This window comes from Burkholderia aenigmatica (assembly GCF_048627025.1).
Lineage (GTDB): Bacteria > Pseudomonadota > Gammaproteobacteria > Burkholderiales > Burkholderiaceae > Burkholderia > Burkholderia aenigmatica.
In genome coordinates, this window is the sequence record NZ_CP184470.1 from 152,390 (window position 1) to 166,310 (window position 13,921).

Consider the following 13,921-nt stretch of genomic DNA (forward strand, 5'->3'; position numbering starts at 1 on the left):
CTTTGACGATATGACTGGCGTCGAGACGTATCGCGCAGTCCCGCGAGCCCTCAACGTCAGTGCCCAACCCGATAGACGCGACCGCTATGCACCCCCTCCACGCTGCGCCGATAGGCCATGGCCACGCGTGCCGCCGGCACGCTCTCGCAGCCAGGGAAAAACGGACCGAACCGGTCGATGGATTCCGTCAGCATGGTCGGGCTCACGGCATTGATCCGGATGCCCCGGGGAAAATCGCATGCGGCAGCGCGCACGAAGCCTTCAATCCCGGCATTCGACGTTGCGGCGTTGGCGCCTTGCGCAATCGGATCATCGACTGCGATGCCCGAGGTCAGCGTGATCGACCCGCCATCGGACAGGGCGTGCTGACCAACCAGTGCGACGCGCACCTGACTCAGCAGCTTGTCCTGCAATCCCTTGTGGAATTCGGCCGCCGTCATCTTTTCGATCGGTGCCAGGATGACATTGCCTGCGGCCACGATGATCGCGTCGACTTGCCCGATCTTTCCGAACAGCGCGCTCACGCTCTCGTCACGGGCGATGTCGACCTGATGGTCGCCCGAGGTGCGACCCACGCGAATGATGTCGTGTTTTCCGTCGCGCGCGAGCTCATCCGCCACGGCACGCCCTACGTCGCCACCGGCGCCGATTACAACGATCTTCATGGAACCACTCCTTTTCGATTTCAGGTTGGAGCGGCCATTGTTCATCGAACCAATATTGCGATAAATGTGCTCTAATTTCGGACACTCCTAATTACCAGTTCGGAATATGGACAAGCTGCGTTCAATGGAAACCTTCGTTGCCGTCGTGGAAGGGGGCAACTTCACCGAGGCGGCGCAGCGGCTGGGCATATCGGCGGTCATGGTGGGCAAGTATGTGCGCGAACTCGAAGAGCGCCTCGGTGCGCGCATGCTGGAGCGCACCACGCGACGGCAAAGCCTGACGGATGCGGGGCGCGTGTTCTACGAAGATGCCAAGCGCGCGCTCGAACATGTGCGTATCGCCGAGACGTCGGTCGAACGGTTGCGCGCGTCGCCGTCCGGCACGTTGCGTATCAGTGCGCCGCTTACCTTCGGGTCTTGTGTCGTCGCGCCTTTGGCCGCGACTTTCCAGCAGATGTACCCGCTCGTGCGCATCGAGCTGGCGTTGAGCAACCGCGTCGTCGATCTGGTTGACGAGGGGTTCGATCTGGCGATTCGTATTGGTGCGCTGGGCGATGTCGACCTGATCGCGAAGCCGCTGGCCATGTATCGGATGGCGATCTGTGCGTCGCCCGGTTACCTCGCGCGGCATGGGCGTCCGGAGACGCCGCAGGACCTGGACGCGCATCACTGCCTGTCTCACTCGGTGTGGAATGGCCGTAACGGGTGGAAGCTCAAAGGCTGGGATGGCCCGCAGGTTTCGAAGGATCCGGTTTTCACGTGCGACGATGGTCATGGCCTGCGCATGGCGGCGATCGCGGGGGCGGGGTTGTTGTTGCAGCCTGAAGTGCTGGTGGCTCACGATCTGGCGAGTGGCGCGCTGGTGCCGGTGTTGCAAGCGTACTTGCCCGAGCCGCATCCGATTCATGTCGTGTATCGGCATGATCGGCGGCCGCTGCCGAAGCTGACGCGCTTTGTCGCGCATTTGCTTGAGCATGGGGCGGCGCGGGACGCGTCTTAGCGGGCGGGGGCTGTAGTCGACGGTGGATTCAACCGGTCGATGCGACAGCTCAATGCTTCGTGGCAGCGGGATCCATGAACGTCGTTCATGAGAACATGAAATATATCCATTTTTATTTCTCCCGGGCGGAGACCATAATTCCGGGCTCCCCAGTCCGGCGGACGCGGGCGTATTTCATTGACACTTCTCATGGCAACCACAATCGAACGCAAGCCATTGGCGTTACCTGGCGGGCACAAGAAAGTGCTGCTGCATTCCTGCTGCGCGCCTTGCTCGGGCGAAGTGATGGAAGCCATGCAGGCGTCGGGCATCGACTTCACGATCTTCTTCTACAACCCGAATATCCATCCGCTGAAGGAATACGAACTACGCAAGCAGGAAAACATCCGGTTTGCAGAGACATTCGGTATTCCATTTGTCGATGCCGACTACGACCGCGACAACTGGTTTGAGCGCGCCAAGGGAATGGAAAACGAACCGGAGCGCGGCATCCGCTGCACCATGTGCTTCGACATGCGTTTTGAGCGCACGGCACTGTATGCCCATGAGCACGGCGTCCCTGTCATCACCAGTTCGTTGGGCATCTCGCGCTGGAAGAACATGCAACAGATCAACGATTGCGGTGTGCGCGCGGCCTCGCACTATCCCGACATGCTGTATTGGGAATACAACTGGCGCAAAGGCGACGGCTCGGCGCGCATGATCGAGATCAGCAAGCGAGAGAACTTCTACCAGCAAGAATATTGCGGCTGCGTCTACTCGTTACGCGACACCAATCGGCATCGTCTGGAAAGCGGCCGGGAACGCATTCAGCTGGGCGTGAAGTTCTACGGCGACGACGACTCCGCAATCGAATCCTGAGCTTGCCATCCGTTCCCGGATCAACAAGCGGAACGGCTTGAAGATCCCGTACTCGCGCAAAACCCTGGTCGGGCTGCGTACCCGTCCACGGCATGCCACGAATCGCCATGGCGCAGGCGCTTGGCATTCCGCTGGCGCATCGGAAGCGACTCGAAACCGGCCTGAAACCCTTATCTGCTGCGATCGTCGGTCCTTGACCCGCAGTGACGAACGTCTCTTTTTCGCGCGCGTCATTTCACGGTTCGTCGTTAGATTCGATCCGAAGTAAATGAACCCGCTGTTCGCGCAAGGCGTTCCCCAAGCTTGCTCCATGACTTCGCCGTCGGGCTTTCCGCCGGGCTGAGCGCCGGCGCGGTCAAACCCCGCAAGCAAGGATGGCCCCTGACGCAGATGCGCCTGGACGCGAGCGCGTTGGGGCATGAAGCGTCGTATGACCGCGTCGCTGACTGCATCACGCAATGAAGGTGCGGAAGGAGAGAGGCGAGCAGGCCAACCTGCACCCCCGACCATGAACATGATTAATGGTTTGATGAAATCAATTCACTTTTATTCATGGATGGCTCGGCATAAAATTTGTCTTGAATGCCGATATCGTGAAGATTTCTGAGCAAGAGCCAGAAAACAAAATCGGAAAGCATTGAAAAACCAAGGGATGAATTCAGGCTTCATCTCGGAAATCAGGGTGTCAGATCAACATGAGTCAAGATTTTACATTTGCCATCAAGCGCCTTAGCTTCGATGAAGACTATCGGCCGTCAGACAGTACGCGTATCACGACCAACTTCGCCAACCTGGCTAGAGGGACGAGTCGTCAAGAGAATTTGCGCAACACGTTCAGGATGATCGACAATCGTTTCAATGCGTTGGCGCATTGGGATAATCCTGAAGGCAACCGCTATGCCGTCAAGCTTGAAATCATTTCCGTCGAAATGAGCATCGACGGTGAAAGCAGCGGCACGTCCCTCCCGTTGATTGAAATATTGAAAACGAATATCGTCGATCAAAAAACCGGTGAGCACATCGAGGGCATCGTAGGGAATAATTTCTCGTCTTACGTCCGAGATTATGATTTCAGCGTTCTGTTGCTGGAGCACACCAGGAATCAGGCCGAATTCAGCACCCCGGAGAATTTTGGGGATCTGCACGGGAAGCTGTTCAAATGCTTCGTGAACTCAAGCGCCTACAAGGCCAACTTCAAAAAGCAGCCCGTTATCTGCCTGAGTGTCTCGAGCAGCAAGACTTATCATCGGACCGCCAATCAGCATCCAGTATTGGGTATCGAATACCTGCAGGACGAATACTCTCTGACTGACGAATACTTCAAGAAAATGGGTTTGAAGGTTCGTTATTTCATGCCGCCGAATAGTGTTGCGCCGCTGGCTTTTTATTTTTCCGGCGATTTGCTTGCTGATTACAGTGATCTCGAGCTTATCGGTACCATCAGCACGATGGATACGTTCCAGAAAATTTACCGGCCCGAGATTTACAATGCGAATTCTGCGGCGGGAAAATCCTATCAGCCAAGTCTGAAGCACCAGGATTTTTCGTTAACTCGAATTGTTTATGATCGGGAAGAACGCAGCCGGCTGGCTATCGAGCAGGGAAAGTTTGTCGAAGAGCACTTCATCAAACCGTACCACGCTGTTCTTGAGCAGTGGTCCGCTAACTACGCTCTTTGATTCATCAAAAATACAAGGTCATCTACTGTGAAGAAATTGTTGCCTACCTCAACTGCCGGCAGTTTGCCTAAACCCTCTTGGCTCGCGCAACCGGAGACGCTTTGGTCGCCCTGGAAATTGCAGGATGAGGGGTTGATTGAAGGCAAGCAAGATGCTTTGCGCTTGTCACTGCAAGAGCAGCAACATGCAGGCATCGATATCGTCAGTGACGGCGAGCAAACGCGCCAGCATTTTGTGACGACGTTCATCGAGCACCTCAGCGGCGTTGATTTTGAGAACCGCAAGACCGTTCGAATTCGCGATCGCTATGATGCAAGCGTACCGACGGTCGTCGGTGCCGTTGCTCGACAAAAGCCGGTTTTTGTCGAAGACGCCAAGTTCTTGCGCCAGCAAACCACGCAACCCATAAAATGGGCGCTGCCGGGCCCCATGACCATGATCGATACGCTTTATGACGATCATTATAAAAGTCGCGAAAAACTGGCCTGGGAGTTCGCAAAGATCCTGAATCAGGAAGCCAAGGAACTGGAGGCCGCCGGCGTTGATATCATTCAATTTGACGAGCCTGCGTTCAATGTCTTCTTTGATGAAGTGAATGACTGGGGCGTTGCGACCCTGGAGCGGGCAATTGAAGGTCTCAAGTGTGAGACTGCCGTGCATATTTGCTATGGCTATGGCATCAAAGCCAATACGGACTGGAAAAAGACGCTGGGGTCGGAGTGGCGGCAATACGAAGAAGCCTTTCCCAAGCTGCAAAAATCCAGTATCGATATGGTTTCGCTGGAGTGCCACAACTCCCGCGTTCCGATGGATCTGATCGAGCTGATTCGCGGGAAGAAGGTGATGGTGGGGGCGATCGATGTGGCAACGGATACCGTTGAAACGCCCGAGGAAGTCGCCAGCACCTTGCGAAAAGCACTGCAGTTTGTCGATGCCGACAAGCTCTATCCTTGCACCAACTGCGGGATGGCTCCGTTGTCTCGTGCAGTCGCACGAGGCAAGCTGGAAGCTTTGAGTGCAGGCGCGGAAATCGTCCGACGAGAAATCTCGAACTAACTCCTGGCTGCAGTCGGAAGGGGTGCTCGGGAAATTGAAGCGCGTGTGGATTTCAGGGGGGGGGCCTCAAGCGGGCTCCCTGATTCCGTTGGAATACGCCGCCCGGATTTCCCGAGTAACGATGAAGCAAAAGCCCTTTTCGATTCCGATCAAGCCGACGAGCACAAGCAGGCCGGCAGGACGTTGTCGACGATCGAAGCGGATCAGGTAGCGCCGCGGGAGGGTGGCTGGCGCGTACCGGTTCAGTACGACGGCACACATCGGCACGGATGCCGATTGAGTGCATAGCCAGCCGGCACGCCGATATGTGCCGGTCGTCACCGAAGCGGTGTGCCCGTCATGCGCAACATTGTCGCCGTGAGCTGCTCGCAACGGCCAAGCGCGGAGAGGCGAGTGGGCTATCGGGTCGATTTTGATCGATGGGCCGCTTGCACAATTGACGACCGATGAAGTCAGCCAAAATGACCTGACGACTTCAGGCCTTCCTTGATATTTTCGAGCCGCACCCAGTATTCAGTGTCTACCATGTCTCTTTCCAGCACTGCCATCGAGCCATTGAGCTTTCGCGAAGCGCTCGGGCATTACGCATCCGGTATCACGGTCATTACATCGCACGTTGATGACGAGCCGATCGGCTTCACTTGCCAGTCGTTCTATAGCGTGTCGATGAGCCCGCCGCTGGTGTCGTTCAGCGTCATGTCCAGTTCGGCCAGCTATCCTAAAATTCGCCAGGCAGGTCGATTCGTGGTCAACATCCTGTCAGACGAGCAAGTCGGGATTTCCAACCAGTTCGCTCGACGCGGCGCGGACAAGTGGCACGGAGTCGAATGGCTACAGTCGCCGCTGGGTAACCCGATCATTGTCGGCAGCCTTCACTGGCTCGATTGCGAAATCTACGCCGAACACGCCGCGGGTGATCACCTGATCGTGATTGGCGAGGTGAAAGCGTTGGACGTGCAAGAAGCTGCTGCAACGCAGCCATTGCTGTATTTCAAAGGACAGTATCGCAACATCGCCGCGCATGACGCGGTTTGAGCGTTGACCTCCGCGGCCCTCTTTTAAGCGTCAATCAATTGAGCGCCTGACCATCTCGGTGAATACGCTCGGCACCGGAGCCGAAGCGGCACTGCATCAATCCATCAAAAGGTGCGCCGAGGTCGCGATCACGCTTGGTATCCGGCTGCGTTGATTACCAGGCGGGCGACTCGATGGGGCCATGGGTGTTCGGCCAGCCATCATTTCCCGGGGTTCGATTCAGCGCTCTGGCGTCGACTCTTCCGGCTCGAACCATTCAGGCCACGAGCTGCGGTGCCGGTTGCCCGCCTCGATGCAAGGAATCAATGTCTGCGCCAGTACCGGTAACTGATTGGCCGATTTGGCAATCCGGTATTTGACGCTGTGCACGCACTCCCGGTCGCCAAATTCGCAACGATTGAGCCGGGTCCCGCCACAGGGGCCGTTCGCCAGACCTTTGGGGCATGTCTCGGGGCATACGTAGAGGGTGTCATGCAAGCGGCAACTGCCGCAGGTATCGCAGCCGACCAGCGGCCGTTTGACCGTCCGCTCGACCGCATGTAGCGCATCAGCCGCCACGCCGATCTTCCATATCGGCCGCGTCACGCTCCAGCCAAATGCTCGGCTGAGCCATCCCGTGCCACCGAAGACCTGGCTATGTGCGGTAGAGAGCAGCGTGTGTCGCAGGCGCTCCCGGCGGGTGGCGGTGACGTCGGATTGCCCCATTTCCCACGCATCGATTTCGGGAGCGAAGCATACCTCGGGCGCCCCAGGCATTTGCCAACTTGCCCGCCATCGTTCGTCCCACTCCGTCAGTGAGGTCACGCTGTCCCGCTGCTCGGTAATCGCCTGCTCCAGCGCAAGCAGTTCATCCAGCGTATGCACTCCGGACACATGCGCGCCGGCATAGCCCATCAGCTGCAGGCCCACGATCTGCAGGGCCAGACGCTCGAGGCTTCGTGCGCTGGCATAGGCCTGCGATACCTGCTGCTCCCTGCCCAACAACGCGCGCATGGATTCGGTGATGACGACGCCGGGCACGGTCTGCAGAGCGGCCGCGCGTTTGTCGGTCAGCCTCATCACACAGGCCAGCATGGGTTTCATGCGTACCTGAGCGCGCATCCAGGTCTGGGCTTCAACATGCTTGGCGGCGTCGAAACCGAGTTGCAGGGTAAAGAAATCAGCGCCAGCCAGAAGCTTTTTCTGCGCCTTCAGATACTGTGCGCCGCCTTCTTCTTCGCGGTATTTGAACGGGTTCAACGCGGCGCCCAACAGCCAGTCCGGGCATTGCTCGCGGGCAATCTGCAGCGCAGGTACCGACTCCAGATAGCGCACGGGTCCCTGCCCGGGATGGTGGCCTGGCAAGCGGTCACCACTGAGCAGCAACAATTGCTCGAGACCGCGGGCCTTCATCGACTCAATCTGGCGCAGCAAGTCTGCACGCTCCCGATCCTTGCCGGAGAAGTGCAGCAAGGATGCGGCCGGATTTCCCAATGCTCCGGCACCTTCCAGGGGGCTCATGTCCGAGTGCAGGCCGACACGATCGGCGAAGGATGGCAGTAACGGCCAGCCCGCCAAGTGCCCGCGTTGCACGATCTGCTCGTACGCGGTCAAGCGAGAAGGGGACTGTTGAGGGACGACCTCTAGCACGCAGACGAAGCGTCCTTCGTTCAGCGCCTGTTTCAACGAACTCAAGACAGCGCGATACCTTGTAGATCAGAGGGGCGTCGTTGCCGCGGCCTCGTGTTGATAGCAGAGCAACGACTGCGAGGTTCGCCGGCAGCTGGCTGGCGGCATGAAAGAAGAGCAATTGCGCGGGGCGTCCGATGGGCATCCAGCAGTCAGCCTGCAACGGTTGGCGACAGCGTCGCGCCTTCATGCGCACACCAGGCAGAAGCCCGGCGCTACGGGTTCGCGCCGAGACAGGATAGCTTCGAGATGCCAGCGTGTACAGGCCAGCTATTGCCATATTGAGCAGTACACCGAGGGCCAGCGCCTGCGTAGTGGGGAACCAGCGCGATCAGCAACAGGAGACCGATCGACAGGCGCGATCCATTGAACCGACAAGCTCCCGACTGCGGGCCTGCATCCACCTCAGCGTGGGGGAACTCGCGGTATGTGCTCTGTCAGCGCTTTCCCAAAAGCCTGGCAAAAACAGTCACGATCAGCCAAAACCGAGACGCGGATCTCGCTGACACTTTGTCTTGGCGCCCGTTCCTATCAGGGAAATCCCGGTGCGTTGCGAGGTTATCAGACGAGATTAACTTATATCAAACTAATTTTGACGACGATTTATGTTCCTGATATGGTTTTTGCACTTGCAAAGCGTGACCCGGCTGCGTTGGTGCTCAGCGAAATGGTTCGCCCAGGTCGCCGGCGGCTGAATTGGACGCTCAATCAGTCTGCAATGGCGGCCGTTATTTCCAGATCGATTTGGGGAGCAGGTGGGGCGTGTTCTGGTTTCGTCACCGTCGCCCTCGCTTGCGGGTAATGCGCGAGCGTTGAGCGTCACGACGCAGTCCTTCTTCGACATGCCATCGGAGGAGCGTTTGGCCGGGCGCGGTAATCCGCTCGAGTTTTTTTGGGCTTCGCGGATTCGGCACGTTTGTTCGCCCGGAGAGTGGACCCTCGTATGCCTGCCCGCAGGCAAGACGTACTCGGAAGTCACCCCGAGGGGCGAGTTCCTTTGCGTGATCGATGACGAAGTGGCGCTGGAACTGAAAGGCAAGGTGTTTGTGCTGCATGCAGGAGACTCGGCACGTGATCAATCCACGGTGCCGTATAGCTGGAGCGACAACGGAGGCAAGGGAGCGGTGTTCGTCCAGGTAGGGGCGCCGCGACTGTTCTAATCGGGGGAGTGCCGGATGGGTGGACACGCAAGGCGCCTTCCCGCATGAAATTGTGAGGATGACGAAATGATCGAATTGAATATGCCGATTTGTCGAATATGACGCCGGCCGTTGCAACTTGAGACGACGCGCAGGCCGTGCGCCGTCATCTGCATTCGAATACAACAAAACCCGTTTCAAACAATCCCGAAACCACTCCTGACAGTGAAATACAGATGAAAAACAAGAAATTCAACGTCAGCGTTATCGCTGTTGCCGCCTTCGCAGCGTCGTCGGCAGCAATGGCACAGTCGTCGATCACCCTGTATGGCATGCTCGATGCAGGTATCGGCTACACCTCGAACATCAATGGCCACAAGCGGTTCGGCCTCGATGGCGGTGCCTCAGGTTCGAACAAGTGGGGCCTCAGGGGGACGGAAGACCTCGGTGGCGGCCTCAAGGCGATATTCAAGATCGAAAACGGTTTCAACATTGGTACCGGTGGCATAGGCGGCCAGGGGCCGATTGGTTCCTCGCGTTCGTTGTTCAACCGCCAGGCTTACGTCTCCCTCGCTTCCGATCAGTACGGTACCGTGCGCCTGGGGCGCCAGCTCGACGCCGTGACGGAAATGGTGCAAGTCCTGACGGGCGACGCCATTTCGGCATCGGCATTCTCGACCCCGGGCGACGTAGACAACAACGACAACACGACGAACCAGAACAGCGCCGTGAAGTACATTTCGCCGGTCTTCCACGGCTTCCAGGCGGAAGGCGCGTATTCGTTCGGCGGCGTGGCCGGTGCGATGGGTTCAGGTCAATCGTGGTCGGTGGCGGCGAACTACGCCCAAGGTGGCCTGACGGTCGCCGGCGGCTACTTCCATGCGGCGAACCAGGGTGAGAACGGGTGGATGAACGCAACGGCGCAACCGAGTTTCGGCGGTGCGCTGGGCTATCCGAGCTCGGGTTACAACGGCGGCAATGCGTTCAAGAGCGCGGGCATCGCACAAATCGCGACTCAATACCAGATTGGTCCGTACACGGCTGGGCTGCGCTACTCGAACGCCCAGTACCAGGGCAACGCTGGCCAGCCGTCGATCCACTTCAACGTGCTGGGTGCCCTCCTGCAGTACCAGGTCACCCCGGCGCTGGCGCTGGCGACCGGCTATACGTACGTCTACGGTTCCGCGGCGACGCCGAAGCTGGCTGCTGAAGGTCGCACGATGGCGTCGATCAACCAGGTGTCGCTGGGTGCAACGTACTCGCTGTCGAAGAGCACTGCGCTGTACGCGATGGGTGGCTACGTTCATGCCCAGGGCGCTCAGGCTTCGGTTGCCGACTTCGGCAACACCGCATCGGGCGGGAACCAGGTTCAGGTCAACATCGGCATGTACCACGGTTTCTGATCACCGGCTCGGAAGTCCGGGGTAATGGATGCATTACTCCGGCAACGAGGGGTTCTGCCAGTAGAGCCGCGCCTCAAGCTGGTGTCTTGGGTTGGATTCACAAGTCTTTCCAGGCACGCTAGACAGACGATGATCTCCGGGACCATACAAGACGTTGTGCCTATTGGTGGGTGTCTACGGGGTTCCGGGATCAAATACCGTACGTTCCAGAGGTGCGAACGGGCGCTCGGCAATTTCAAGCCGTCGTATCACCTCGCGCAGATGCTTCATGCAGTCGCGTTCCTCGAATGCCGAGATGTACCTTCTGGCCGCTCGCAACCACGGCTCTGTGTCTCGAAGATCGACCTCGTAGGGCACTGATTCGCACTCGCCCGGAAATTCGTAATCCTCCCAGATCCAGAAGCAATGGTTCGTGTCACGGAAGTCGGCCATCCACCGCTCCGCCTCCAGCAGCACGGATAACGCTCGATCGGTGAACTGCGTGGGCGGCATCAAGACTACCGCGAGTGCTTCCAGATATTTCCAATATCGTTTGCAGCCGATGGGCATCTCCGTCGAATCGTCGTCCGGGCTGCTCATGCGGACTTTCCCGTAGCCGCTGATGCCGGTCGATTCGTCAGTCAGCGACTGAGCGTGTAGCGCGATGTCCGCACATTGAGCGAGTTCGCCGCGCACAAGACAATCATGGAACAAGTAGGCCAGTGTCTGCAGTGCGAGTGAGTCGCTGCGTGTCTTTCGTTCCGCCAGCGACTTGGCATGCCACTGATCCAGTGAGTCGAGGACGCCGCTCAAGCCGTGAATATTCACCGCGTGGAATTGCCAGAGGCGAATCAGTGTGTTGTCAGACAGGATGTGCTGCCTGAAGTCGACCGATTTCCAGAACACAAACCGCTGGCGGAGATTCTCCCACTGAGCTTTGTAACCGTCGAGCCGCAGTGCCCAACTCAAATGGAGCAGCCTGAATTCGCGTGCGGTATCCATAGAGGTGTGCATCTCGGTATAGCGTCCAGCGTGACGCCGACGCTCATCAAGCAAAAGTGCGAGCGCCTGTCGTTCAAACGTGGTCAGGACTGGAGCTTCCCCGCTATCGAGTTCTTCCTTCCGCCAGTAGTCGCAAGGTCGCCTTCGCGACGAACTCGTCACGACGGTTGCAGGCACTGAGTCCAGTAACGTCCCGTACAGGCGAGCGACTTTCGAAAACACGGCGTCGACGAACAAATTGCGGATTATGCTCAGTTGTTCCACGTGCTCGTACGATAGCGAACCGTCTTCCATTTTGGGCCAGTTCAGCAGAGCGCGCGGGACGACTTCGTTCAAGGCAACCTGAATTTCATAGGCTCTCGAACCTGCGTCCTCGGCCAGGTCGTGCTCCATCGTCTCGTGCGCAGACATCGGCTCGGCCAGTTCCATCGCGTTGATTTCATGACGCTGCATGAGGCGGATAGCGGCTTTGCGCTGGTGCAGCAGAACCAGCACGCGGATGAACCATGCCCTCGATTGCTTCGGATCGACCTCGACCGCACGTGTCGCTTTTTCGTTCGCGGTTAGATGGTCGCCGAGCGCAAAGTAGGCGTCGGCCTGCTCGGTCAGATCGTTAGCCGAGGGGGAGCCGAGGCGCCCGCGCTCCTCCAGGTGCTCGAGGCGCTGAACTGCATGCAGTGCGAATGGAGACGCTCCGCGTGACTCGATTGGTTCCGGCACTGATCGAAGCGCATCGGCGATGCGCACCGTTCTCAGATCCGGCTTTTCATCAACGAGCAGGGTGCCCAGCGCGTCCATGCGCCGTGCCCAGTAATCGTAGGCATCACGGCGTCGACGCAGGTTGTCAGCGGCGGACTCCAGCAGCGTGGTCAATTCGGCATCCGAGAATTCGCCCAACACGATCTTGCGCACGGCTTGTGTGCTGCCGACAAATATCTCGTCGAGGTTGAGGAGGTTCATTACCAACGTGTCGGTTTTTGCCCTCTCCAGTTTCCCCTGTCGCTTCTCGGGCGCATTGCGATCGCTTTCGAAAAGCGCTCCTTCCCTGAGGTACTTGGTCAGGGCATTGCGCTGGCCGTCCGGGCACGGTACTTGGCCGGTCAATCGTTCGATCGTCGCGATAACGCCATTCGGATCTTTTTTATTCGCCATAGAGCCTCCGTGAAACGAGGGCGCGTACCCCCGGTTCCGCATTTATCGATTGGTGTCCGGCTTTCCATCACGCCGGCTTTGCTGATACGCTCGATGCTGCGGATTGCGCTGATTGGCCGTGTTGTCCCTCGCTTGCTGATGAGCCTTGTTGTTTGGATTGTTCTGGTTGGCCTTGTGATTGGCTTCGCTGCGTTTCATGGCGGTTCCCCGTTGATGGTTGAGAACCTGCAGTGTGCAGATGTGATTTTCACAGAAAAGGAAAATTTCACGTCGATTTCTACACACAAGTCGATGCTACGACCGGGCGGTTATCGAGGCGATTGCTGGGATCCTGCATTTGACTGGCGCGACCACGCCGCCGAATTTCCCTGACGGCAACGTTGGGTCGACTGTCACCGGATCGACGCCGTTTGACGTTGGCAGAGCGATGGCTTTCACGTGCGCGTCGACAGCGCGTCGCTCATGGGGGGCGTTGCGGAGTGCCCACGTATAGGGGCGTTCGCTAACGATCCCGATGAGCATTGTTCAGCGTAAATCACTTCAACAGAATGCGGACTCAAATGACTGTCCCCGACGAGGATGCGTGGAACGCATGGCATCCGGCCGAGCTTGCTCAACGATTGAATGCTGTCCATTTACCCTGGTGTATCGTCGGCGGGTGGGCGCTCGATCTTTGGCATGGCGCCCAGACGCGTGAACATGACGATCTGGAATTCACGATATTGCGAGAAGACTTTGGCACCTTCCGCCGAGTGTTCGATGATCTGGCGTTCTACACCGCGCATGCCGGAGTGGTGGAAAAGCTGCCGGAAAATCAGGATGCCCCATCGGGGATCATGCAATTCTGGGGATTCGACCGCGCGGCTGACAGCTGGCGGATTGATATGATGATCGAGCCGGGCACGAATGAATGGTGGGCCTACAAGAGAGATCCGTCGTTCAAACGACCGCGCACCGACATGGTGATGAAAACAGCCGACGGCATTCCCTATCTGAATCCATCGGCCGTACTGCTGTTCAAGGCCCGGGATCGGCGCCCGAAAGATCAACAGGATTTCGACAGAGCATTACCGAAACTGCCAGGTGTCGAACGCGCGTGGTTGAAAGGCTGCCTCGACGTTCTCCACCCCGGCAACGAATGGGCGCAGGCGTTGTAACGTTGAATCGTTATCTTGGGTTGATGGATCGTAGTCACGTTTGCAGCGGGGCTTGACGCAATTCCGTCCTGCGTTGTCTCGGCCGACTACGGATCTCGGTGTGCCACGATGTCCATCGCGGCGAA

General features: G+C 58.1%; 11 protein-coding genes and 1 pseudogene. 9 read left to right on the forward strand and 3 right to left on the reverse strand.

Going from position 1 to position 13,921, the window contains the following annotated elements; all coding sequences use genetic code 11:
• Positions 1-56: 56 nt before the first annotated feature.
• The gene (locus tag ACN8ZM_RS33075; RefSeq protein WP_205821427.1) at positions 57-665 is read right to left on the reverse strand and encodes a short chain dehydrogenase; all 609 of its coding nucleotides are present in this window, start codon (positions 663-665) and stop codon (positions 57-59) included.
• 106 nt (positions 666-771) lie between these two features.
• Between ACN8ZM_RS33075 and ACN8ZM_RS33080 the strand changes: the two genes are divergently transcribed.
• From ACN8ZM_RS33080 to ACN8ZM_RS33100, 5 genes are all read left to right on the forward strand, one after another.
• Positions 772-1,665 carry a LysR family transcriptional regulator gene (locus tag ACN8ZM_RS33080; protein WP_420213097.1) on the forward strand — a complete coding sequence of 298 codons (894 nt, stop codon included), beginning with the start codon at positions 772-774 and terminating at the stop codon, positions 1,663-1,665.
• Positions 1,666-1,854: 189 nt separating this feature from the next.
• On the forward strand, positions 1,855-2,526 hold the full coding sequence (locus ACN8ZM_RS33085; RefSeq protein WP_420213098.1) for an epoxyqueuosine reductase QueH: 672 nt from the start codon (positions 1,855-1,857) through the stop codon (positions 2,524-2,526).
• A 695-nt stretch (positions 2,527-3,221) separates the two neighbouring features.
• Positions 3,222-4,205, forward strand: coding sequence for a DUF1852 domain-containing protein (locus tag ACN8ZM_RS33090; protein WP_089454454.1), 984 nt, complete (start codon positions 3,222-3,224; stop codon positions 4,203-4,205).
• Between the two features lie 27 nt (positions 4,206-4,232).
• A complete protein-coding gene (locus tag ACN8ZM_RS33095) occupies positions 4,233-5,261 on the forward strand; it encodes a methionine synthase (protein WP_420213099.1) in 1,029 nt (342 codons plus the stop codon).
• Positions 5,262-5,786: 525 nt separating this feature from the next.
• Positions 5,787-6,296, forward strand: coding sequence for a flavin reductase family protein (locus tag ACN8ZM_RS33100; protein ID WP_420213100.1), 510 nt, complete (start codon positions 5,787-5,789; stop codon positions 6,294-6,296).
• A gap of 219 nt (positions 6,297-6,515) precedes the next feature.
• Here the strand turns inward: ACN8ZM_RS33100 and ACN8ZM_RS33105 are convergent, their stop codons facing one another.
• Positions 6,516-7,961, reverse strand: a complete 1,446-nt coding sequence (locus ACN8ZM_RS33105) for a methylenetetrahydrofolate reductase C-terminal domain-containing protein (protein ID WP_420213101.1) — start codon at positions 7,959-7,961, stop codon at positions 6,516-6,518.
• Positions 7,962-8,631: 670 nt separating this feature from the next.
• On the opposite strand from ACN8ZM_RS33105, the pseudogene ACN8ZM_RS33110 reads away from it, so the two are divergent.
• Together ACN8ZM_RS33110 and ACN8ZM_RS33115 are read left to right on the forward strand one after the other, a co-directional pair.
• A pseudogene (locus ACN8ZM_RS33110) lies at positions 8,632-9,124 on the forward strand (cupin domain-containing protein).
• A gap of 215 nt (positions 9,125-9,339) precedes the next feature.
• Positions 9,340-10,506: a porin gene (locus ACN8ZM_RS33115; protein WP_043184291.1), complete on the forward strand. Its 1,167-nt coding sequence runs from the start codon at positions 9,340-9,342 to the stop codon at positions 10,504-10,506.
• 174 nt (positions 10,507-10,680) lie between these two features.
• Here the strand turns inward: ACN8ZM_RS33115 and ACN8ZM_RS33120 are convergent, their stop codons facing one another.
• Positions 10,681-12,639, reverse strand: a complete 1,959-nt coding sequence (locus ACN8ZM_RS33120; RefSeq protein WP_420213102.1) for a hypothetical protein — start codon at positions 12,637-12,639, stop codon at positions 10,681-10,683.
• A gap of 93 nt (positions 12,640-12,732) precedes the next feature.
• Here ACN8ZM_RS33120 and ACN8ZM_RS33125 point away from each other — a divergent pair, with 93 nt between their 5' ends.
• Together ACN8ZM_RS33125 and ACN8ZM_RS33130 are read left to right on the forward strand one after the other, a co-directional pair.
• The gene (locus tag ACN8ZM_RS33125; protein ID WP_420213103.1) at positions 12,733-13,011 is read left to right on the forward strand and encodes a hypothetical protein; all 279 of its coding nucleotides are present in this window, start codon (positions 12,733-12,735) and stop codon (positions 13,009-13,011) included.
• Between the two features lie 188 nt (positions 13,012-13,199).
• Positions 13,200-13,796: a nucleotidyltransferase domain-containing protein gene (locus tag ACN8ZM_RS33130; protein ID WP_420213104.1), complete on the forward strand. Its 597-nt coding sequence runs from the start codon at positions 13,200-13,202 to the stop codon at positions 13,794-13,796.
• The last annotated feature ends 125 nt before the right edge of the window (positions 13,797-13,921 follow it).